The organism is Bradyrhizobium sp. AZCC 1610, from assembly GCF_036924515.1.
GTDB lineage: Bacteria > Pseudomonadota > Alphaproteobacteria > Rhizobiales > Xanthobacteraceae > Bradyrhizobium.
In genome coordinates this window covers 7,416,965-7,437,582 of the sequence record NZ_JAZHRR010000001.1, presented here as the reverse complement: position 1 = coordinate 7,437,582, position 20,618 = coordinate 7,416,965, and the positions used below count along the sequence as shown (strand labels likewise).

Genomic DNA, 20,618 nt, shown 5'->3' with positions numbered 1-20,618 from the left:
AAAAGAACCAAGAATTGAATTAGGACTTCAACTTTTCGGCAAGGGTATGTCCGAGCCGTGCCGGCGACGGAGAGACCGTAATTCCGGCCGCTTCCATGGCCGTGGTCTTGGATCCGGCGTCGCCCTTGCCGCCAGAGATGATCGCGCCGGCATGACCCATGCGGCGGCCGGGAGGGGCGGTGACGCCGGCGATGAAGCCGACCATCGGCTTCTTGCGGCCGCGCTTGGCTTCGTCCTTGATGAACTGGGCGGCGTCTTCCTCGGCCGAGCCGCCGATTTCACCGATCATGATGATCGAGGTGGTCTTGGGGTCGGACAGGAACATTTCCAGTACGTCGATGAATTCGGTGCCCTTGACCGGGTCGCCGCCGATGCCGACCGCGGTGGTCTGGCCGAGGCCCTCCTGGGTGGTCTGAAACACGGCTTCATAGGTCAACGTGCCCGAGCGGGAAACGATCCCGACGCTGCCGGGCTTGAAGATGTTGGCCGGCATGATGCCGATCTTGCACTCGCCCGCGGTCATCACACCCGGGCAGTTCGGCCCGATCAGGCGCGACTTCGATCCCGACAACGAGCGCTTCACGCGCACCATGTCGAGCACCGGAATGCCCTCGGTGATGCAGACGATCAGCGGAATCTCCGCATCGATCGCTTCGCAGATCGCGTCCGCCGCGCCCGGCGGCGGGACGTAGATCACGGAAGCATCCGCGCCGGTCTTCTCGCGCGCCTCGGCGACGGTGTCGAACACAGGCAGGTTGAGATGCTTCGAGCCGCCCTTACCCGGCGAGGTGCCGCCAACCATCTGGGTGCCGTAAGCGATCGCGGCCTCCGAATGGAACGTGCCGTTCTTGCCAGTAAAGCCCTGGCAGATGACTTTGGTGTTTTTGTCGATCAGAACGGACATGATTGATGACGCTTTCGTGGATGATCGGGAAGGGCTCTTAGTGAATCCGCCGGTAGACGCCGGTGAGCACGTCGGCCCACCCTTCGGCGTCGGGCGAAAACTGGATCTTCATGGTGTAGTTGTCGTTGTCGACGACTTCGTAGACGTGGCGTGCATTGCCGCGCAGCGAGCCGCGCACCAGAATCAATGTCTTGCCGGTCCAGCCGCCGGAGGCCGGTGCCGGCGAATAGTAGCCGAGCGAATCGTGCCAGAACAATTTGTAGTGCCGGTCGTCGCGGTCGTAGGTGAACACGCCATGGGTGGCGAAGCTCTCCTTGCCGTCCCGCATCTGGCGGGAGTCCTGGATCAGATAGAAGCCGTTGAGGTCGATGCGCGCCACCACATGCGAGGTCGCGGGGCCACCTTCGGTCCAGCGCGACGGATAGACCATTTCTTCGCCGGCCCATTCGCCAGCAAACACCTCGAGCCTGCGGTGTTCCTCCAGCGGTGTCGGTGCGGCGAGATGGTCAGCCATCGCTAGCCTCCCTTGACAGCTTTCACGATTTTCTGTGCGGCATCGTCGAGATTGTCAGCCGGCACCACGTTGAGGCCGGATTCGCGGATGATCTTCTTGCCGGCGTCGACATTGGTGCCTTCGAGCCGCACCACCAACGGCACTTTCAGGCCGACTTCCTTGACGGCCGCGACCACGCCTTCGGCGATGATATCGCATTTCATGATGCCGCCGAAGATGTTGACCAGGATGCCCTTCACGTTGGGATCGGCGGTGATGATCTTAAACGCTGCCGCGACCTTCTCCTTGCTGGCGCCGCCGCCAACGTCGAGGAAGTTGGCGGGCTCCATGCCGTAGAGCTTGATGATGTCCATGGTCGCCATGGCAAGACCGGCGCCGTTGACCATGCAGCCGATGGTGCCGTCGAGCGTGACGTAATTGAGGTCGTATTTCGACGCCTCGATTTCCTTGGCGTCCTCTTCGGTCTCGTCACGAAGTGCTGCGACTTCGGGATGGCGATACATGGCGTTGTCGTCGAACGACACCTTGGCGTCGAGCACGCGCAACAGGCCCTGCTTGGTGACGACAAGCGGATTGATTTCCAGCATCGCCATGTCCTTGGCGGTGAAGGCGTTATAGAGCTGCACCACCAGCTTCTCGGCCTGCTTGGCGAGATCGCCGGAGAGATTGAGTGCCTTCGCCACCGTCCGGCCGTGGTGGCCCATGATGCCGGTCGCCGGATCGACCGAGAAGGTCACGATCTTTTCCGGGTTGTTGTGCGCGACTTCCTCGATGTTGACGCCGCCTTCGGTCGAGACCACGAACGCCACTTTGGAAGTTTCGCGGTCGACCAGGATCGAGAGATAGAACTCCTTGTCGATGTCGGAGCCTTCCTCGATGTAGAGGCGGTTGACCTGCTTGCCGTGCGCGCCGGTCTGGATCGTGACCAGGGTCGCACCCAGCATCTGCTTGGCGAATTCGTTGACTTCGGCGACGGATTTCGCGATGCGGACGCCGCCCTTGTCGCCGGCGGAGGCTTCCTTGAACTTGCCCTTGCCGCGGCCGCCGGCATGGATCTGGCTCTTCACCACCCAGATCGGGCCGGGAAGCGTCTTGGCGGCGGCTTCAGAATCCGAGGCCTTCAGAACCGGCACGCCGCGCGAAATCGGCACGCCGAATTCATGCAGCAGAGCCTTGGCCTGGTATTCATGGATATTCATCTGGACGCTCCCCAAAACCCGATGCGGCGAGTTCTACAGTTCACCTACATTGGTAGTTGGCATACCATATACCAATAGAACTGCAACTCGAAAAGGACTTCCGCCCGTTTCCGGGCGGAAAACTTAGCAAGATCAACGTCCGAGCAGATCGGGCGCTATCTTCTTGCAGGCATCGACGAGGCCCTGAACAGCGCCCACCGACTTGTCAAAAGCTTCGCGATCCTTGCCGGCCAGTTCGATCTCGACGATGCGTTCGACGCCCTTCGAGCCGATCACCACGGGCACGCCGACATACATGTCCTTCACGCCATATTCGCCGTTGAGATAGGCGGCGCAGGGCAGCACGCGCTTCTTGTCCTTCAGGTAGCTCTCGGCCATCGCGATTGCGGAGGCGGCGGGCGCATAGAACGCGGAACCGGTCTTCAGCAGGTTGACGATCTCGGCGCCGCCGTTGCGGGTACGGTCGACGATCTCGTCGATGCGCGCCTGCGAGGTCCAACCCATCTTGACGAGGTCGGGCAGCGGAATGCCGGCGACGGTGGAGTAGCGCGTCAGCGGCACCATGGTGTCGCCGTGGCCGCCGAGCACGAAGGCGGTGACGTCTTCGACCGAGACGTTGAATTCGTCGGCCAGGAAGTGACGAAAACGCGCGGAGTCGAGCACGCCAGCCATGCCGACCACCTTCTTGTGCGGCATGCCGGAAGCCTTCTGCAGCGCCCACACCATCGCATCCAGCGGATTGGTGATGCAGATGACGAAGGCGTCAGGGGCGTATTTCTTGATGCCGGCGCCGACCTGCTCCATGACCTTGAGATTGATGCTCAGGAGATCGTCGCGGCTCATGCCGGGCTTGCGTGGCACGCCGGCGGTGACGATACAGACCTTGGCGCCATCGAGCGCCTCGTAGGAATTGGCGCCGGTGAAATGCGCGTCGAAGCCGTCGACCGGCGAAGACTGCGCGATGTCGAGCGCCTTGCCCTGCGGTACGCCCTCGGCGATGTCGAACATCACGACGTCGCCGAGCTCCTTCAGGCCAACGAGGTGAGCCAGCGTTCCGCCGATCTGACCGGAGCCAATCAAAGCAATCTTGTCGCGCGCCATGGGAAAGTTGTCCTTCTGAGACGAAGATGAGGGTGGATAGTCAGCCGGATGGCTGGTTATCCCTTTCGAATGACCGGTTCAAGCCGGAGCGTGCCCGATTCTAGACCCTGCCTCGATTTCGGTCAGGTATGCCAGCGACCGCTGTTAGGTCTCCACCAGCCCCGTGCTCGACCCGCTCGCCGCGGAATCCTTCCGGCCGTGCGGCAGGGCCAGGTAGGATTCCGAACTCATCTCGATCAGCCGCGACGAGGTCCGCTTGAACTCGTTGGCCTCGATGCCCTCGGTCGCCAGGTACAGCGACAGCGGATCGGCCTCGGCCGAGGCCATCAGCTTCACGGCGTTGTCATAGAGCGTATCGATCAACGAGATGAAACGCTTGGCGGCGTTGCGCTCGGCGTAGTCCATGACAGGAATGCGGTCGATCAGGATGGTGTGATAATCATGCGCCAGCCGCAGGTAGTCCGACGCGGCCAGCGGCTTCTCGCAGATGTCGGCAAACGCAAACCGCGCGACGCCGTGCGCCGAACAGGGCACGCGCAGAATGCGGCCCTTGATCGCAATATCGCGCGGCTTGCAGGGCGCGTTGCCGGTCATCTTGCGCCAGGCCCGGTCGAGCGCGGCGCCGGCCTCATCGTCGGGCGGCACCAGCCACATCTTCACGCCGGCGAGCTTTTCCAGACGGAAATCCGTGCGCGCATCGAGCCGCAGCACGTCCATGCGATCTGCGATCTGCGAGATGAAGGGCAGGAACAGCGCGCGGTTGAGGCCGCCCTTGTAGAGGTCTTCGGGCGCGACGTTCGAGGTCGCTACAACGACGGTGCCGAGTTCGAACAGTTTTGAGAACAGCCGCCCCAGGATCATGGCGTCGGCAATATCGGTGACGTGAAATTCGTCGAAGCACAATAGCCAGGCCTCGTCGAAGATTGCGTTGGCTGTCAGCTCGATCACGTCGCCGTCGGCGATTTCACCGCGCGCGATGTTCTGGCGATAGGCGTAGATCTTCTCGTGCACCTCGGCCATGAATTCGTGGAAATGGGCGCGACGCTTGTGCTGGACCGGTGAGTGCTGAAAGAACAGATCCATCAACATGGTCTTGCCGCGGCCGACCTCGCCGTGAACGTAAAGCCCGCGCGGCGGCAGCTCACTCTTGTCGCCGAACAGCCGTCCAAGCAGGCTTAGCTTGCGCACCGGCTTGTAGCTCGACAGCCGTTCCTCAAGCGCAGCGAACACCTCGGCGGCATCCGCTTGCGCAGGGTCGGCTTCGATCGCTCCGGAGGAAACCAGCGCCTGATACTGCGCGTGGAACGAGGTGGGGTCGGTCGACAGCATGGCCCCCTTTCGGCCTCAAGCGTTCGGAAATTGCAAGCCTTGAATCGTGCCAGGGCTATGCAAATGAAGCTGCGGGGTAATGCCCTCACGCGCTCAGCGCGTAGGAATCCTCGACCACATACGGCCCGCCGCCGGTGGAGGCGCGGGACGAAAACAGCACGAAACGGGACGCCATGAACGTCCGGCTCGGAAAATAGCCGCGCACCGAAAGATAGTCGGCAACGTCCTGGCTCGACGCATCGTGCAGCCGCGCCAGCGTCACATGCGGCGTGAATTTTCGCCCTTCCGGATCCAGCCCGAGCCGCTGCATCAGCCGCTCAAGCTCAGCCTGCAACTCGATCAGTGGCCTGCTCGGCTCGACGGAAGCGACCACCGCGCGCGGTTTCTTGCCGCCAAAACTCTGCAGGCCCTGCACTTTGACCTCGAACGGCTTGCGGTTGATCCGAAACAGCATGGAAGCGATTTCGTTCGCCGACATGCCGTCGATATCGCCGATGAAGCGCAAGGTGACGTGATAATTTTCGGGATCGATCCAGCGTGCGCCAGGAAGGCCGCCACGCAAATTGGAAAGGCTCTGGCCGATCTCGGCCGGAATTTCGAGTCCAGCGAACAAACGTGGCATCGCAAAATCCTCGATGCGAAGGCGCCAGCTTGAGGCTCACGCCTGACAGCAAACCCGGTGACGAATCACCGATCACTAATTCCTACCCGACTTATATGACCCTGCGAAGCACGCGGCGCGAGCAGGCCGGTAAGCTACGGGGAAAACCTGGGGTAACGTTATTCGTTGCCACTTTTTTCAACTCCGTTGCCCGGAGATCGTGCCCAGAAATGCCTCCACCGTGGGCAGAATATTTTTCACGATGAGATCGACGCCCTCGGCGGTCGGATGCAATCCGTCGGGCTGATTGAGCTTGGCCTCGGCCGCAACCCCCTCCAGGAAGAACGGATAAAGCGGCACGCCGAAAGATTTCGAAAGCTCCGGATAGATCGCGTTGAAGCGGGCCGCATACTCGCTGCCGTAATTGGGCGGGGCGAGCATTCCGCACAGCAGAACGGCGATCTTGCGCGCCTTCAGCCGCGCCAGGATATCGGTCAAGGCGGCGCGGGTGACAGCGGGATCGATTCCGCGCAGGGCATCGTTGGCGCCGAGTTCAAGGATCACCGCCTCGGTTCCCTCAGGGATAGACCAATCCAGGCGGTCGCGGCCGCCGGAAGAAGTGTCGCCGGACACCCCGGCATTGATCATCTCGACCTTTATCCCCTTGTCCTCCAAGGCTTTTTGCAGGCGGGCGGGAAACGCCGCCGGGGCCTGCAGGCCGAGACCGGCGCTTAGGGAATCGCCCAGCACGACCATTTTGATGGGTTTGGCCGGTGCTGCGGCCGGGGATTGGGCGAAAACCGGTCCGGCCGTCATCAAAGCCATAATCAACACGCGTATGTGCGCAAACATCTGCTTCAAGCCCTCGACCCGAGCGGCGGAAGTGCCATATGACCGAGCCATGGACAGTCTCATCGAATCCTCTTCGCTGGTCGGCCTCGGGCCGGACACCATTTCCATTTCCAACGTCAACCTCTCGCTCGGCTCAGGTGCCGCTCGCGTTCATATCCTGAAAGATATCAGCCTTCGTGTGGCATCGGGCGAAGCGATCGGCCTGATCGGGCCTTCCGGCTCCGGCAAATCGACCTTGCTGATGGTGATGGCGGGGTTGGAGCGTCCTGACAGCGGAGAGGTGGTGGTCAGCGGCACGCCGTTCAATGCCCTCGACGAGGACGCGCTGGCGCGCTTCCGCGGCCGCCAGGTCGGCATCGTGTTCCAGTCGTTTCACCTGATCCCGACCATGACGGCGCTGGAGAACGTCGCGGTGCCGCTGGAGCTCGCCGGCAATCCCGATGCGGCAGCGCGGGCGGCGCAGGAACTGACGTCCGTCGGGCTCGGCGATCGCCTGCACCATTATCCGACCCAATTGTCCGGCGGCGAGCAGCAGCGCGTGGCGCTTGCCCGCGCGCTGGCGCCCGATCCTGCAATACTTGTGGCGGACGAGCCGACCGGCAATCTCGACGAGGCGACCGGCCGGCAGATCGTCGACCTGCTGTTCACCAAGCATACCGAGCGCGGTATGACGCTGGTGCTGGTGACGCACGATACCTCGCTGGCGCAACGCTGCGACCGCGTCGTGCGGCTGCGTTCGGGCCGGATCGACGGACATTCATGACCATCGTTTTCGAACCCGTCTATCGCAGCCGCGCGTCATCCCTCGCCCTGCGCTACGCGTTGCGCGAACTGCGCAGCGGCCTGCGCGGTTTTTACGTCTTCATCGCCTGCATCGCGCTCGGCGTGATGGCGATTGCCGGCGTCGGCTCGGTCGCAGCCAGCCTCAGCGAAGGTTTGACGCGCGAGGGTCGCACGCTATTGGGCGGCGACGTTGCTTTTTCCCTGATCCAGCGCGAAGCCAAGCCGGAGGAACTCGCCTTCCTGCGCGCGCGCGGCCAGGTTTCGGTCGCGGCCGCGCTGCGGGTCATGGCCCGCAGCGGCGACGGCAAACTGGCGCTGGTCGAGCTCAAGGCCGTGGACGGCAACTACCCGATGCTCGGGCAGGTAACGCTCGATCCCAAAATGCCGATGGCGGATCTGTTTGCCGAGCGCGACGGCGCGTTCGGTGCCGCGGTCGATTCCATCCTGCTGGCGCGGCTCGATCTCAAGCTCGGCGACCGCATCACGATCGGCAACGCCACATACCAGATCCGCAGCGTGGTTGCGGCCGAACCGGACAAGCTCGCCGGCAATGTCGGATTGGGCCCGCGCGTTCTGGTCAGCGAGGCGAGCCTGCGCGCCACCGCATTGTTGCAGCCCGGCAGTCTGGTGCGCTGGATCTACCGCGTGAAGCTGCCGGACAATGCGGCCGACGATCGCGCCGCGACCCAGTTGATCGACAGCGCGCGGAGCGCCCTGCCGGAGGCCGGCTGGTGGATCCGCAGCAGCAGCAATGCCTCGCCGCAGCTCGAACGCACCATCAACCGCTTCACCCAGTTCCTGACGCTGGTTGGCCTCGCCGCACTTCTGGTCGGCGGCGTCGGCGTCGCCAACGCGGTCAAGAGCCATATCGATCGCCGCCGCGACGTCATCGCCTCGTTCAAGGCGCTCGGCGCCACCGGCCGCGACGTCTTCACGATCTATCTGACGCAGGTGACCCTGCTCGCCGGGGTCGGTTCGGTGATCGGGCTGGCGGCCGGCGCGGCGTTGCCGTTCGTCATCGTCGGCGTGTTCGGCAAGCTGCTGCCGCTGCCTGTCATCCCGGCCTTGCATCTCGATGAACTGGCGCTGTCGTTCATCTACGGCCTGCTCACCGCGCTCGCCTTCGGATTGTGGCCGCTCGGCCGGGTGCACGACGTGCCGGTCGCGGCGCTATTTCGTGAAGAAGTCGCTCCCGAATGGCATCGCCCGCGCTGGAGCTATCTCGCGCTGATGGCCGTGGTGATTGCGCTGCTGGTCGCCGTCGCCATCGGGCTTGCCTATGACAAGCGGGTCGCGGCCGTGTTCGTCGGCTCCTCGGTCGCGGTGTTCGCGCTGCTGCGCGGCGTCGCCGCCGGCCTGATGGCGCTGGCGCGCCGGCTGCCCCGCAGCCGCATCACCATGCTGCGGCTGGCGATCGCCAATATCTACCGGCCCGGCGCGCTGACGCCCTCGGTCGTGATGTCGCTCGGACTTGGGCTCGCGGTGCTCGTCACCATCACCCAGATCGACGGCAATCTGCGCCGGCAATTCCTGGCGGCGCTGCCGGAGAAAGCACCCTCGTTCTACTTCATCGACATTCCGACCGCCGATGCCGACCGCTTCGGCGCCTTCCTCAAGAAAGTGGCGCCGGAATCGACGATAGAGGACGTGCCGATGCTGCGCGGGCGCATCGTCGGCGCCCGCGGCGTCAAGGCCGACGAACTCAAGCCGTCACAGGATTCCGAATGGGTGCTGCAGAGCGACCGCGGCCTGACCTATACCAGTGAAGTTCCCAGGGGCTCCAAGGTCGTCGAGGGCGAATGGTGGAGCGCGGGCTATAGCGGCCCGCCGCTGGTCTCGATCGAGAAGAAGATCGCCGACGGGCTGAAACTCAAAATAGGCGACGAGATCGTCGTCAACGTGCTCGGCCGCGACATCCCGGCAAAAATCAGCAATCTGCGTAACGTCGATTGGCAGGGTCTCGGGATCAATTTCGTGCTGGTGTTCTCGCCCAACGCCTTCAAGGGCGCGCCGCACAGCCACGTCGCGACCCTGTCGGAGGTCCATCCGAACCCGGGCGGCGACGCCCGAATCATCAAGCAGGTGGCGGAGGCGTTTCCGACCGTGACCAGCGTGCGGGTCCGTGAGGCGCTGGAAACCATCGGCACCGTCGTCACCAACCTCGTGCTCGCGATCCGCGGCGCCAGCGCGGTGACGCTGATCTCGGCGATACTGGTGCTGGGCGGCGCGCTGGCCGCCGGCCACCGCCACCGCGTCTACGACGCGGTGATCCTGAAGACGCTGGGTGCAACCCGGGCGCGCCTGCTCGGCGCCTATGCGCTGGAATACCTGATGATCGGCCTCGCCACGGCGGTTTTCGGCGTGATCGCCGGCTCGATCGCGGCCTGGCTGATCGTGACCCGGCTGATGACGCTCAGTTTCATCTGGCAGGCCGGCAGCGCCGCAGGCGTGGTCGCCGCCGCCCTGGTCGTCACGGTAGGGCTGGGGCTCGCCGGGACGTTGCTGGCCCTGAACCAGAAGCCGGCTAGCGTGTTACGGAATTTGTGACAATTTGTAGCGGCGGAAAGGCGGGATTAACGCCGCTTTTGCTTGGAATGACGGCAGAAGCGACATTCAGCCGCGCGTGGAAGCTTGCGTCGAATGTGTTAGTTTCCCACATACCAGCCAAGATCAGAGGCCGGCTTGATGACGTGAAGTTAATGTCAGCAAATCAGGGCACCTGAGATCGAAATCTAACCGGCGCCGCAAACCCCTTGCGCTCCGCCGGGCAACCAACGGGAATTCGACCATGTCGGACCTAGACCGTAACTACGTATCTCCTTTCGGCCGGGCCGCCGGACGCGTTGACGCTGCGGCCGTCGATGCCGGTCTGCGCGCCTACATGCTGCGCATCTACAACTACATGAGCATCGGCCTGGCGATCACCGGCCTTGCCGCGCTCGGCGTCTACATGGCCGCGGTGACCCCTGATCAGGCCGGCGCCGCCGCCAAGTTCGGCAACGCCTACCTGACGCCGTTCGGTTACGCGATGTATGTCAGCCCCCTGAAGTGGCTGTTCATCCTCGCGCCGCTGGCCATGGTGTTTGCGATTTCGGCCGGCATCAACCGGCTGCGTCCTGCGACCGCCCAGATGCTGTTCTGGGTGTTCTCGGCGCTGATGGGCATTTCGCTGTCGTCGATCTTCCTGGTGTATACGCACACCTCGATCGTGCGGGTGTTCTTCATCACCGCGGCCACCTTCGGCGCACTGAGCCTCTACGGCTACACCACCAAGCGTGACATGAGCGGCATGGGGTCGTTCCTGTTCATGGGCCTGATCGGCGTCATCATCGCGAGCCTGGTCAATCTGTTCCTGGCAAGCTCGATGCTGCAGTTCATCGTCTCGGTGGTCGGCGTGCTGGTGTTCGCGGGCCTCACCGCCTGGGATACCCAGCGGCTGAAGAACGACTACATCTACGGCTACGCCTCTGAAGGCGGCGAGATTGCAGAGAAAGCGGCGATTACCGGTGCATTGTCGCTCTACCTGAACTTCATCAACCTGTTCACGCTGCTGTTGCAGCTGCTCGGCCAGCGCGACTAGTCGCTACCGACCAGGTACGAGTTGAAGCCCCGGCCTCGCGGCCGGGGCTTTTCTTTTGCGCGCGGCGAAAATACTCTACCCGCATGTCCGCTCCCGAAATCCGGCCCGCCACCGAGGCCGACCTTCCCGCCATCACCGAAATCTACGAGCACGCGGTGCGCTATGGCACCGCGACATTCGAGCTGATATCGCCCGATCTCGCTGAGATGACGAGGCGATTTAGGGCGCTGTCGGATGGCGGCTTTCCCTATCTCGTTGCCGTGGTCGAGGGTCGCGTGATCGGCTACGCCTATGCTGGGCCCTATCGCCCGCGGCCGGCCTACCGCTTCACGGTGGAGAATTCAGTCTACCTGCAACCCTCGACCCACCGCCGCGGCATCGGCCTGCAGTTGATGCAGCGGCTGATCGCCGAATGCGAGGCGCGCGGCTACCGGCAGATGATCGCCGTGATCGGCGATTCCGCCAATGCCGGCTCGATCGGGGTTCACACCAAGACTGGCTTCCAGATGATCGGGACCCATCCGAGCGTCGGCCTCAAGTTCGGCCGCTGGCTGGACACGGTCATGATGCAGCGTGCGCTCGGTGAAGGCGGCATGACCGTGCCGAAGGATTGAGGAGCAGCTTCGTAGCCCGGATGGAGCGCGGCGCAATCCGGGACAGTCTCGCAAGCGGATGCAGTCTTCCCGGATTTCGCTGCGCTCCATCCGGGCTACGAACTCAAAATCGCGAAAACAACCCCATGCAAAGTAGAGTGGGCCCCGGCTCGCGGTAGCCCGGCCGATTAAACCACCGCCAGCTTGCGGTCGATCACCAGCAGCACGCGTTCGAGCTCGTGGCCGCGGCGCAGGATCAGCCCGGTCGCCGAGATCACGCTGTACATGCCCTGCTTGCGCGCGAGCCGCGGATCTTTCTCGATGCGATAGATCGGAACCTCGGAGGCGCGGCGGAATACCGAGAACACCGCGCGGTCTTTCAGAAAGTCGATGGCGTAGTCGCGCCATTCGCCATCGGCGACCATGCGTCCATACAGATTGAGGATACGGTTGAGTTCGAGACGATTGAATGTGACGCGATTCGGCGGCGGGACTGCAGTGGTGGCGGGGCGCGCCACCGCGTGGCTCCCGCTTGGATCGGTATCCTCCGATATCGAGCTCATGGAGCGCCTCCTGTCATCTCAGGCATGCTCTCGTTCCCGAAAACCGGTCCCCACTTTTCGGGAGCATGCCGAGATTTACATGATCGCGCTAACCGCAGGACGCCGCAAGGGGGTGCAAACACGAAGGAAACCGCCCCGGGCGACCCGACATCCCGGGAAACATCGATTCACGGGATCGTTAGCGGAATCTTATTGCTGCCCCACTTCCGCCAACCGCCCGCCCCGCTAGATTGCGACAAGATAATCCTGCGTTGGCCCGGTCCTTTCGGTTCCGGATTCCTCAGCCCCCAGCCCCCCGGGGCCGTCGGGATCGGGCCTGTTCGCAGAGGGAGTTAATCCCGATACTGGGCCAACGAAAGTTGGTCCTTTTTCGTTTGTGGGGTTCTTTCGTTTGTGGGGTTCGCTTCGCTGCCATCGCGCTTCAGCGCGTATCAGCCCTCGCGGCTGCAGCGACATCCGTTCAGGAAATTCCGAAAGAACTAGCATCGTAGCCCGGATGGAGCGAAGCGAAATCCGGGAATCACACGGGCGGAGTTCGTCGACGTATGCAGTTTCCCCGGATTGCGCTTCGCTCCATCCGGGCTACACGAGTGCCACTACCGCAGCGACGTGTAGGCTGCGCCGAGCATGGCGCCCGGCTTTTCGCGATTGCCGTCCTGGACATAGACGACTGCGGCGTCGACGCCATCGCGGGAAATATTTTCAAGCGGCACGGTCCAGCTTTCCGGACTGCCGTTCCAGTCACCGACCTTCACGAGGTTGCGCACGACGTTGTAGTAGGTGACTTCCTGGCCGCGATTCTCGCCGCGCCCGATCATGATCGGGATGGCCTTCGAGATCGAACAGATCCAGACTTCGCCACGCGCCACGGTCGGCACCTTGCTGGCGGCCACCGAGACATTGAGCAATTTGCCGGACAAGCTCATCGTCACCGGCACCGACATCACGCCATCGGCCTTGCCTGTATTTTTGATCGCGCCCTCGATGCTGCCGCGATCGCTGCCGATCACTTGCGTCGAACCATTGACGATCATCTGCGGCGTATAGAGATTGCGATCGCCGCGTGCCTGCGAATAGGCTTTCTGACGCGCGCTGAACCGCTTGTCCGCCAGCGTGTCCTTCCAGCCGAGATAATCCCAATAGTCGATCGGCATGCTCAGCGCGATCACGGACGGGTCCTTGGCGAGTTCACCAATGATCTGGTCGGCCGGAGGACATGACGAGCAGCCTTGCGAGGTGAACAATTCAACCACCGCGCGCGGCTCGGCATGGGCTGGGCGGATGACAGCAATGATTGCGCAAACGCCGAGCGCACCGGACCATCGCGAGATACAATTATAAGCTATCATCGCTGTCATAGTGCGGACCGATGGTTGTGGTTGTGTTTTCCATCCGTATTTGTACGGGGCATGATTTGATCCCAAGTGAGTGCCTCAAAGCGTACCCCAGACGCGCGAAAGCGGCCTTGTCATAGGCCGCCTTCTTCCTGCTCGCTACTCACTTCGCAGTGAGGCACTGATCACAAATCCGCGTCAGGCCGCGAGTTTGCGCAGCACATAATGCAGAATTCCGCCGTTTCGGTAGTACTCGAGTTCGTCAAGGGTATCGATGCGGCACAGCAGCGGCACGCGCTGCAGCGAGCCGTCGCCGGAGACGATCTCCGCCGTCAGCGTCTGACGCGGCTTCAGGTCGCCCTGCAGCCCGCGGATCGTCACCTTTTCGTCGCCCTTCAGGCCCAGTGACGTCCACGACGTGCCGTCCTCGAAGGTGAGCGGCAACACGCCCATGCCGACCAGGTTGGAGCGATGGATGCGCTCAAAGCTCTGGCAGATCACGGCGCGAACGCCGAGCAGGCGGGTACCCTTCGCAGCCCAGTCGCGCGACGAGCCGTTGCCGTATTCGGCGCCGGCGAACACCACCAGCGGCACGCTCTCCGCCTGGTACTGCATCGCCGCGTCGTAGATCGACATCTGCTCGCCGTCGGGCCAGTGCTTGGTAAGTCCGCCTTCCGGAATATTGCCGTCGGCGCCCTTCAGCATGAAGTTCTTGATGCGGATGTTGGCAAAGGTGCCGCGCATCATGATCTCGTGATTGCCGCGCCGCGTGCCGTACTGGTTGAAGTCGGCCGGGCGCACCTGATGCTCCGAGAGGAATTTTCCTGCCGGAGAGGTCAGCTTGATCGCGCCGGCCGGCGAGATGTGGTCGGTGGTGATCTTGTCGCCGAACATCGCCAGAATCCGCGCATCGACGACGTCGACGATCGCTTCCGGCTCTTTCTTCATGCCCTCGAAGTAGGGCGGGTTCTGCACATAGGTCGAGCTCATGTTCCAGCGGTAGGTCTCGCTCTCGACGGTCTTGATCTTGCGCCAGTTGGCGTCGCCCTTGAACACGTCGGCGTAACGCTTCTTGAAGATCGTGGCGGTCACGAACTTCTTCATGTAGGCGTTGATTTCCTTGGTCGTCGGCCAGATGTCCTTCAGGTACACCGGCTTGCCGTCCTTGCCCTCGCCGATCGGCTCGACCGCGAGGTCCTTTGTCACCGTTCCCGCCAGCGCATAAGCCACGACCAGCGGCGGCGATGCCAGATAATTGGCCTGCACGTCGGGGCTGACGCGGCCCTCAAAATTGCGGTTACCCGACAGCACCGCGGCAGCGACGATGCCGTTGTCATTGATCGATTTCGAAATCTCCTCCGGCAGCGGACCCGAATTGCCGATGCAGGTGGTGCAGCCGAAGCCGATCAGGTTGAAGCCGACCTTGTCGAGATCCTTCTGCAGGCCGGAATTGGCGAGATATTCCGCGACCACCTGGCTTCCGGGCGCAAGCGAGGTCTTGACCCACGGCTTTGCCTTCAAGCCCTTGGCGGCAGCGTTGCGCGCCAGCAGGCCGGCGCCGATCAACACGCTGGGGTTGGAAGTGTTGGTGCAGGAGGTGATCGCCGCGATCACGACGTCACCATGGCCGAGATCGAAATCGCGGTTCTCGACCGAATAGCGGTTCTCGGCGCCTTCCGGCTTCTTGTACTCGCCGGCGAGCGCGGTGGCGAAGCCGGCGGCAACGGCCGGCAGTGCGACGCGCCCCTCAGGGCGCTTCGGGCCGGCCATCGACGGCACGACATCCTTGAGATCGAGCGTCAGCGTTTCCGTGAACACGGGGTCGGCCGATTTCGCGGTGCGGAACAAACCTTGCGCCTTGGCGTAAGCCGAAACCAGCGCAACGCGATCAGCCTTGCGGCCGGAGGTCTTGAGATAATCGATGGTTGCGGCATCGACCGGGAAGAAGCCGCAGGTCGCGCCATATTCCGGCGCCATGTTGCCGATGGTCGCCTTGTCCGCGACCGAGAGAAAATCGAGGCCGGGGCCGAAGAACTCAACGAACTTGCCGACCACGCCCTGCTTGCGCAGCATCTGCGTCACGGTCAGCACGAGGTCGGTCGCGGTAACGCCCTCCTTGAGCTGGCCCTTGAGCTTGAAGCCGACCACTTCGGGCAGCAGCATCGACAGCGGCTGGCCAAGCATGCAGGCTTCCGCCTCGATGCCGCCGACGCCCCAGCCGAGCACGGCGAGGCCATTGACCATGGTGGTGTGCGAATCGGTGCCGACAAGCGAGTCCGGATAGGCGACTTCGAAGGTGCCGGTCTTCTTGCCGACCGTCATCTTCTGCTTCTTGGTCCACACCGTCTGCGCGAGATATTCGAGATTGACCTGGTGGCAGATGCCGGTGCCGGGCGGGACCACGGAGAAGTTCGAGAACGCCTTCTGGCCCCATTTCAGGAATTCGTAGCGCTCCTGATTCTGCTTGTATTCCTCGACCACGTTCTTGCCGAACGCCTTGTTGTCACCGAAGAAGTTGACGATCACGGAGTGGTCGATGACCAGATCGACGGGCACCAGCGGGTTGATCTTCTCGGCGTCGCCGCCGAGCGCCTGCATCGCGTTGCGCATCGCGGCGAGATCGACCACCGCCGGCACGCCGGTAAAATCCTGCATCAGGACGCGCGCCGGGCGGAACGCGACTTCATGCTCGAGCTTGCGCTTCCTGAGCCATTTCGACACCGCGACGATGTCGGCCTTCTTGACCGTGCGGTCGTCCTCGTTGCGCAGCAGGTTTTCCAGCAGCACCTTCATCGAATAGGGCAGCTTGGAAATTCCCTTCAGACCGTTCTTCTCGGCGGCGGGCAGGCTGTAATAAACGTAGGTCTTGCTGCCGACCTTGAGGGTCTTGCGGCATTTGAAGCTGTCGAGCGAGGTCATGTCAGGAAATCCTAAATTCTAGCTATACCCGGCAAGGGTATTTAAACACCATCGGCGTTAGGCTGGCCCTATCGGCTTGCAGCCGCCGATTGTGTGCTGCATCAAGTTCCGGGCTTATAGAATCTTTCTAGAAGCGCCGCCACACTGACAAGCGTGCTGCAGCAATGCGGTACCCACAAATTCTGACGCGGTACCCATTAATTTCAGAGGGCTGTGAAGAGGCAAAATGCGGCTCTCGGGGCGTCACATCGACTGTATCAGGGGCGGCCGGGAGGTGTTCTCCGGCCTCGATTTCGAAGCCTCATCCGGTGAGGTGCTGGCCGTGGTCGGCCCGAACGGCTCCGGCAAGACCTCGCTGCTGCGCCTGATCGCGGGCCTTCTGGTGCCGGCGGGCGGATCGGTCGACCTGGAGGGCGGCGAGGCCGAGCTGACCTTGCCGGAACAATCCCATTATCTCGGCCATCGCGATGCGCTGAAGCCTGCGCTCAGCGTGCACGAGAACCTCGCGTTCTGGCGGGATTTTCTGGGCGGCAAGATCGGCGACCTCAGCCAAAGCCTCGCCGCCGTGGGCCTCGGCCATGCCACGCATCTGCCGGCGGCATACCTGTCGGCCGGCCAGCGGCGGCGGCTGTCGGTCGCGCGCCTGCTGGTGATGCGGCGGCCGGTCTGGCTGCTGGACGAGCCGACCTCGGCGCTCGATACCGCCGGGCAGGGCTTGTTCGTCGGCGTCATGCGCGACCACCTCGCAGGCGGCGGCATCATCATCGCCGCGACGCATACCCCGCTCGGGATCGGGGCGAGGGAACTGCGGATGGGGGAAACCAAGTGAGCGCCCTCGCCGCACTGATTCGCCGGGACATCAAGATCGCCGTTCGCGTCGGCGGCGGGGCGCTGATCGGGGTGCTGTTTTTCCTCACGGTCACGGTGCTGATGCCGTTCGCCATCGGGCCGGATCTGGCGCTGCTGACCCGGCTCGGACCCGCGATCCTCTGGCTCGGCGCGCTGCTGGCGAGCCTGCTCACGCTCGACCGCCTGTTCACGGCCGACCACGAGGATGGCTCGCTCGACCTGATCGTGATGGGCCGGGCGCCGCTGGAACTTGCCTGCGCCGCAAAAGCGCTGGCCCACTGGCTTGCCGCCGGCGTGCCGCTGATCGTGGCATCCCCTGTGCTGGGGCTGCTGCTCAATCTCGACGCCACCGCAACCTCGGCGGTGGCGCTGACGCTGCTGGTGGGAACACCGGCGCTGACCTTCACGGGGATGATCGGCGCGGCGCTCGCCGTGACACTCCACCGCGGCGGCTTGCTGCTGGCGGTACTGGTGCTGCCGCTGTCGATCCCGGTACTGATCTTCGGCGTCGCGGCGTCGCAGGCCGCGATCACCGGCCCGCTGTCATTCGGAACGCCGTTTTCGATCTTGTGCGCGCTGTCGCTGGTCAGCCTGGTGGTCGGACCGTTCGCGGCCGCGGCAAGCCTGCGCCATGGTCTGGATTAACAATGACTTAACGCCGATCAACTCTCGCGGAGGCAATATGAAACAAACCAAGCCGCATTGCCTGCCCCGCCACTGACGACTATCAGGATGCCATGACGCTGATTGACCTCGCCAATCCCACCAAATTCCTGTCGCTGACGGCGCGCGTGCTGCCGTGGCTGGCGGGCGCGACCGCGCTCCTGCTGCTGATCGGCTTCTACCAGGCGGCGATGGCACCCGACGACTATCAGCAAGGCGCCACCGTCAAGATCATGTTCATCCACGTGCCGAATGCGTGGCTGGCGATGTTCGTGTGGGGCGTCATGAGCATTGCCGCGCTGGGCACGCTGGTCTGGCGACATCCGCTTGCCGACGTCGCCGCCAAGGCCGCAGCCCCGATCGGCGCGGCATTCACGTTTCTCGCGCTGGTCACCGGCTCGCTGTGGGGGCGGCCGATGTGGGGCACCTATTGGGAATGGGATGCGCGGCTGACTTCGGTCTTGATCCTGTTCCTGATGTATCTCGGCCTGATGGCGCTGTGGCGCGCGGTGGACGACCCGTCGCGGGCGGCGCGGGCGGCCGCCGTCCTGACGCTGGTCGGCGCGCTCAACCTGCCGATCATCAAATTCTCGGTCGACTGGTGGAACACGCTGCATCAGCCGGCGGCCGTGATCCGAATGGGCGGACCTTCGCTCGACAAGGCGTTCCTGATTCCCTTGCTGGTGATGGCGGTCGGCTTCTCGCTATTGTTCGTCACGCTGCACCTGGCGGCGATGCGCAACGAGATCCTGCGCCGGCGGGTGCGCAGCTTGCAGATGATGCAAGCCAGCCAGCAGGCGGCGTGACGTGACGTCGCTCGGTCCCTACGCTTCGTTTATCGTGACGTCCTACACGCTGGTGGCAGCGGTCGTTGTGCTTCTCATCGCCTGGATCGCCATCGATTATCGCCGCCAGAAGGAACGCCTGCGCGAACTCGAGGCCAACGGCATAACCCGGCGCTCCGGCCGCAATGCATCGGACATCCGATGACCGCGCCGCCCACAACATCGGAGGGGCCGCCGCGCCGCTGGCGCTGGCTGGTGGCGCTGCCGCTGATCGGTTTCATGGCGGTCGCCGGGCTGTTCCTGCTGCGGCTCTACGGCGGCGATCCCTCCAAAATCCCCTCCGCCCTGATCGGCCGCCCGGCGCCGCAAACCGCGCTGCCGGCGCTGGAGGGCCTTGTCCATAACGGGGCGCCGGTGCCCGGGCTCGACCCCGCGGTGTTCAAGGGCAAGGTCTCCGTCGTCAATGTCTGGGCGTCCTGGTGCGTGCCGTGCCACGACGAAGCGCCGCTGTTGACCGCGCTGGCCAAGGACACGCGGCTGCAGATCGTCGGCATCAACTACAAGGATTCGCCCGACAACGCCCGCCGCTTCCTCGGCCGCTACGGCAATCCGTTTACCGCCGTCGGCGTCGACGGCAACGGCCGCGGCGCGATCGAATGGGGCGTCTACGGCGTGCCCGAAACCTTCGTGGTCGGCCGCGACGGCACGATTCTCTACAAGCTGGTCGGGCCGGTGACGCCGGCCAATCTCGACAGCGTGCTCAAGGTCGAGATCGAGAAGGCGTTGAGCAAATAATCTTTGGCTTTTATCTATCGTTCATTTTGCAGCCATGGCGCCGCCATGAAATCGCAGCTAGCTTTACCGCGTTACATGAACCGTCCTTGGAGGGACACCCATATGCGTCATTTCACGCTCGCTTCTCTTCTCGCCACCGCGCTGACCTTGGGGCTGCTGACGGCAACACCGTCGATGGCCCAGACCGCGCAGCCCGCGCCCAAATCCGACAGCAAGATGGCTCCTGCGCCGAAGGCCTCGGAGTCGAAGATGGCGCCGGCGCCAAAGGCCGAGCTGCTCGACATCAATTCCGCGACCGCCGATCAACTCGACGCGCTGCCGGGCGTCGGCAAGGCCTATTCCGCTAAAATCATCGCGGGCCGGCCGTACAGGGGCAAGGATGATCTGGTGCAGAAGAGCATCGTTCCGCAGGCGACCTACGACAAGATCAAGGACAAGATCATCGCCAAGCAGAAGAGCTGAGATCTCTTGCCCCGGACGCGGCGCAGCGCGCAAGCGGTGCGCCGCAGAGCCGGGGCCCACGACCGCGGACATGGGTCCCGGCTCTGCGGTGCATCGTGAAGAACGCTGCACCGCGTCCGGGACACCACCAACCCTAGCCCTTGCTCACGTCGCCTGCTTCCGCCTCGCTGACCTCCAGCGAAGCCGGCTCCAGATGATAGCGCTTGATCAGTGGCATCTGGGTGATCGCAAACAGCATCGTCAGCGGCACCATGCCGAACACCTTGAAGGCGACCCAAAAGTCAGTGCTTTGCGTGCGCCAGATAATCTCGTTCAGCACCGCCATCGCAAAGAACCACAACGCCCAGCGCATGGTCAGGATGCGCCAGCCGTGCGGGGTGAGATTGAACATCTGGTCGAACATGATGGCGATGAAGGAGCGGTTGAACAGCAAACCGCCAGCGAGAATGGCGGCGAACAGCGTGTAGACGATGGTCGGCTTCATCTTGATGAAGGTCTCGTCATGCAGGATCAGCGTCAGCGCGCCGAACACTATGACGACCACCGCCGTGACGATCGCCATCATCGGCACATGCCGCGTCACCATGTATGACGCAACCATTGCAGCCAGCACCGCCACCATGAACACGCCGGTGGCGATGAACAAATTGGACTTGGCGTTGGCGACGAAAAAGATGAGAAGGGGCCCAAGCTCGGTCGCAAGCTTGAACAGCGGATGCGGCACTTTCTTGTCCATCGTTTCACTTCTTTTTTGTTTGGGCATGATCTTGTCCGAAAACCGGTACCCACTTT

General features: G+C 63.3%; 21 protein-coding genes. 10 read left to right on the top strand and 11 right to left on the bottom strand.

What is annotated here, in order from left to right; genetic code table 11:
* Positions 1 to 19: 19 nt before the first annotated feature.
* The 7 genes from sucD to V1279_RS36405 form a co-directional block, all read right to left on the bottom strand.
* Positions 20 to 904: a succinate--CoA ligase subunit alpha gene (gene sucD / locus V1279_RS36435; protein ID WP_334445704.1), complete on the bottom strand. Its 885-nt coding sequence runs from the start codon at positions 902 to 904 to the stop codon at positions 20 to 22.
* A gap of 37 nt (positions 905 to 941) precedes the next feature.
* Positions 942 to 1,418: a DUF1579 family protein gene (locus V1279_RS36430; RefSeq protein ID WP_334445702.1), complete on the bottom strand. Its 477-nt coding sequence runs from the start codon at positions 1,416 to 1,418 to the stop codon at positions 942 to 944.
* A 2-nt stretch (positions 1,419 to 1,420) separates the two neighbouring features.
* Complete coding sequence (gene sucC, locus V1279_RS36425; RefSeq protein WP_334445701.1) at positions 1,421 to 2,617, bottom strand: ADP-forming succinate--CoA ligase subunit beta; 1,197 nt, start codon at positions 2,615 to 2,617, stop codon at positions 1,421 to 1,423.
* A 132-nt stretch (positions 2,618 to 2,749) separates the two neighbouring features.
* Positions 2,750 to 3,718 (bottom strand): malate dehydrogenase, encoded by a 969-nt coding sequence (gene mdh / locus V1279_RS36420; RefSeq protein WP_334445699.1) that lies wholly within the window; start codon positions 3,716 to 3,718, stop codon positions 2,750 to 2,752.
* A gap of 144 nt (positions 3,719 to 3,862) precedes the next feature.
* Positions 3,863 to 5,047, bottom strand: coding sequence for a cell division protein ZapE (gene zapE, locus V1279_RS36415; protein ID WP_334445697.1), 1,185 nt, complete (start codon positions 5,045 to 5,047; stop codon positions 3,863 to 3,865).
* Positions 5,048 to 5,132: 85 nt separating this feature from the next.
* Positions 5,133 to 5,669 (bottom strand): RNA 2',3'-cyclic phosphodiesterase, encoded by a 537-nt coding sequence (gene thpR, locus V1279_RS36410; protein WP_247833799.1) that lies wholly within the window; start codon positions 5,667 to 5,669, stop codon positions 5,133 to 5,135.
* A gap of 177 nt (positions 5,670 to 5,846) precedes the next feature.
* The gene (locus tag V1279_RS36405; protein WP_442894930.1) at positions 5,847 to 6,551 is read right to left on the bottom strand and encodes an arylesterase; all 705 of its coding nucleotides are present in this window, start codon (positions 6,549 to 6,551) and stop codon (positions 5,847 to 5,849) included.
* Between V1279_RS36405 and V1279_RS36400 the strand changes: the two genes are divergently transcribed.
* The 4 genes from V1279_RS36400 (at position 6,550) to V1279_RS36385 (ending at position 11,477) form a co-directional block, all read left to right on the top strand.
* Complete coding sequence (locus tag V1279_RS36400; protein WP_334445695.1) at positions 6,550 to 7,263, top strand: ABC transporter ATP-binding protein; 714 nt, start codon at positions 6,550 to 6,552, stop codon at positions 7,261 to 7,263. The genes V1279_RS36405 and V1279_RS36400 overlap by 2 nt on opposite strands.
* Positions 7,260 to 9,830, top strand: coding sequence for an ABC transporter permease (locus tag V1279_RS36395; protein WP_334445693.1), 2,571 nt, complete (start codon positions 7,260 to 7,262; stop codon positions 9,828 to 9,830). The genes V1279_RS36400 and V1279_RS36395 overlap by 4 nt, the downstream gene beginning before the upstream one ends.
* Positions 9,831 to 10,071: 241 nt before the next feature.
* Positions 10,072 to 10,863: a Bax inhibitor-1/YccA family protein gene (locus V1279_RS36390; RefSeq protein WP_334445691.1), complete on the top strand. Its 792-nt coding sequence runs from the start codon at positions 10,072 to 10,074 to the stop codon at positions 10,861 to 10,863.
* A gap of 83 nt (positions 10,864 to 10,946) precedes the next feature.
* The gene (locus V1279_RS36385; protein WP_334445689.1) at positions 10,947 to 11,477 is read left to right on the top strand and encodes a GNAT family N-acetyltransferase; all 531 of its coding nucleotides are present in this window, start codon (positions 10,947 to 10,949) and stop codon (positions 11,475 to 11,477) included.
* Between the two features lie 167 nt (positions 11,478 to 11,644).
* Here V1279_RS36385 and V1279_RS36380 read toward each other — a convergent pair whose 3' ends face one another.
* The 3 genes from V1279_RS36380 to acnA form a co-directional block, all read right to left on the bottom strand.
* Entirely contained in the window at positions 11,645 to 12,019 is a 375-nt protein-coding gene (locus V1279_RS36380; RefSeq protein WP_334445687.1) for a DUF2794 domain-containing protein, read from the bottom strand.
* A gap of 596 nt (positions 12,020 to 12,615) precedes the next feature.
* Positions 12,616 to 13,377 (bottom strand): DUF1223 domain-containing protein, encoded by a 762-nt coding sequence (locus V1279_RS36375; RefSeq protein WP_334445685.1) that lies wholly within the window; start codon positions 13,375 to 13,377, stop codon positions 12,616 to 12,618.
* Positions 13,378 to 13,551: 174 nt separating this feature from the next.
* On the bottom strand, positions 13,552 to 16,272 hold the full coding sequence (gene acnA / locus V1279_RS36370) for an aconitate hydratase AcnA (protein WP_334445684.1): 2,721 nt from the start codon (positions 16,270 to 16,272) through the stop codon (positions 13,552 to 13,554).
* Between the two features lie 226 nt (positions 16,273 to 16,498).
* Here acnA and ccmA point away from each other — a divergent pair, with 226 nt between their 5' ends.
* The 6 genes from ccmA (at position 16,499) to V1279_RS36340 (ending at position 19,826) form a co-directional block, all read left to right on the top strand.
* The gene (gene ccmA, locus V1279_RS36365; protein ID WP_334445683.1) at positions 16,499 to 17,101 is read left to right on the top strand and encodes a heme ABC exporter ATP-binding protein CcmA; all 603 of its coding nucleotides are present in this window, start codon (positions 16,499 to 16,501) and stop codon (positions 17,099 to 17,101) included.
* A complete protein-coding gene (ccmB, locus tag V1279_RS36360; protein ID WP_334445681.1) occupies positions 17,098 to 17,766 on the top strand; it encodes a heme exporter protein CcmB in 669 nt (222 codons plus the stop codon). The genes ccmA and ccmB overlap by 4 nt, the downstream gene beginning before the upstream one ends.
* 92 nt (positions 17,767 to 17,858) lie before the next feature.
* Entirely contained in the window at positions 17,859 to 18,590 is a 732-nt protein-coding gene (locus tag V1279_RS36355; RefSeq protein ID WP_334445679.1) for a heme ABC transporter permease, read from the top strand.
* A gap of 1 nt (position 18,591) precedes the next feature.
* Complete coding sequence (gene ccmD, locus V1279_RS36350) at positions 18,592 to 18,774, top strand: heme exporter protein CcmD (protein ID WP_334445677.1); 183 nt, start codon at positions 18,592 to 18,594, stop codon at positions 18,772 to 18,774.
* Entirely contained in the window at positions 18,771 to 19,364 is a 594-nt protein-coding gene (locus V1279_RS36345) for a DsbE family thiol:disulfide interchange protein (RefSeq protein ID WP_334445675.1), read from the top strand. Before ccmD ends, V1279_RS36345 begins: the two co-directional genes overlap by 4 nt.
* A 102-nt stretch (positions 19,365 to 19,466) precedes the next feature.
* The gene (locus V1279_RS36340) at positions 19,467 to 19,826 is read left to right on the top strand and encodes a ComEA family DNA-binding protein (protein ID WP_334445674.1); all 360 of its coding nucleotides are present in this window, start codon (positions 19,467 to 19,469) and stop codon (positions 19,824 to 19,826) included.
* Between the two features lie 133 nt (positions 19,827 to 19,959).
* Here the strand turns inward: V1279_RS36340 and V1279_RS36335 are convergent, their stop codons facing one another.
* A complete protein-coding gene (locus V1279_RS36335; protein WP_334445672.1) occupies positions 19,960 to 20,562 on the bottom strand; it encodes a septation protein A in 603 nt (200 codons plus the stop codon).
* Positions 20,563 to 20,618 lie beyond the last annotated feature (56 nt).

Excerpts from the sequence above, each read along its gene's own strand:
- V1279_RS36340 (WP_334445674.1), top strand. The coding sequence starts at position 19,467 with ATGCGTCATTTCACGCTCGCTTCTCTTCTCGCCACCGCGCTGACCTTG.
- V1279_RS36405 (WP_442894930.1), bottom strand. The coding sequence starts at position 6,551 with ATGGCTCGGTCATATGGCACTTCCGCCGCTCGGGTCGAGGGCTTGAAG.
- acnA (WP_334445684.1), bottom strand. The coding sequence starts at position 16,272 with ATGACCTCGCTCGACAGCTTCAAATGCCGCAAGACCCTCAAGGTCGGC.
- thpR (WP_247833799.1), bottom strand. The coding sequence starts at position 5,669 with ATGCCACGTTTGTTCGCTGGACTCGAAATTCCGGCCGAGATCGGCCAG.
- mdh (WP_334445699.1), bottom strand. The coding sequence starts at position 3,718 with ATGGCGCGCGACAAGATTGCTTTGATTGGCTCCGGTCAGATCGGCGGA.
- V1279_RS36335 (WP_334445672.1), bottom strand. The coding sequence starts at position 20,562 with ATGGACAAGAAAGTGCCGCATCCGCTGTTCAAGCTTGCGACCGAGCTT.
- V1279_RS36385 (WP_334445689.1), top strand. The coding sequence starts at position 10,947 with ATGTCCGCTCCCGAAATCCGGCCCGCCACCGAGGCCGACCTTCCCGCC.
- V1279_RS36395 (WP_334445693.1), top strand. The coding sequence starts at position 7,260 with ATGACCATCGTTTTCGAACCCGTCTATCGCAGCCGCGCGTCATCCCTC.
- V1279_RS36355 (WP_334445679.1), top strand. The coding sequence starts at position 17,859 with ATGACGCTGATTGACCTCGCCAATCCCACCAAATTCCTGTCGCTGACG.
- ccmA (WP_334445683.1), top strand. The coding sequence starts at position 16,499 with ATGCGGCTCTCGGGGCGTCACATCGACTGTATCAGGGGCGGCCGGGAG.
- sucC (WP_334445701.1), bottom strand. The coding sequence starts at position 2,617 with ATGAATATCCATGAATACCAGGCCAAGGCTCTGCTGCATGAATTCGGC.
- V1279_RS36375 (WP_334445685.1), bottom strand. The coding sequence starts at position 13,377 with ATGACAGCGATGATAGCTTATAATTGTATCTCGCGATGGTCCGGTGCG.
- V1279_RS36400 (WP_334445695.1), top strand. The coding sequence starts at position 6,550 with ATGGACAGTCTCATCGAATCCTCTTCGCTGGTCGGCCTCGGGCCGGAC.
- sucD (WP_334445704.1), bottom strand. The coding sequence starts at position 904 with ATGTCCGTTCTGATCGACAAAAACACCAAAGTCATCTGCCAGGGCTTT.
- V1279_RS36380 (WP_334445687.1), bottom strand. The coding sequence starts at position 12,019 with ATGAGCTCGATATCGGAGGATACCGATCCAAGCGGGAGCCACGCGGTG.
- V1279_RS36345 (WP_334445675.1), top strand. The coding sequence starts at position 18,771 with ATGACCGCGCCGCCCACAACATCGGAGGGGCCGCCGCGCCGCTGGCGC.
- zapE (WP_334445697.1), bottom strand. The coding sequence starts at position 5,047 with ATGCTGTCGACCGACCCCACCTCGTTCCACGCGCAGTATCAGGCGCTG.
- V1279_RS36390 (WP_334445691.1), top strand. The coding sequence starts at position 10,072 with ATGTCGGACCTAGACCGTAACTACGTATCTCCTTTCGGCCGGGCCGCC.
- V1279_RS36430 (WP_334445702.1), bottom strand. The coding sequence starts at position 1,418 with ATGGCTGACCATCTCGCCGCACCGACACCGCTGGAGGAACACCGCAGG.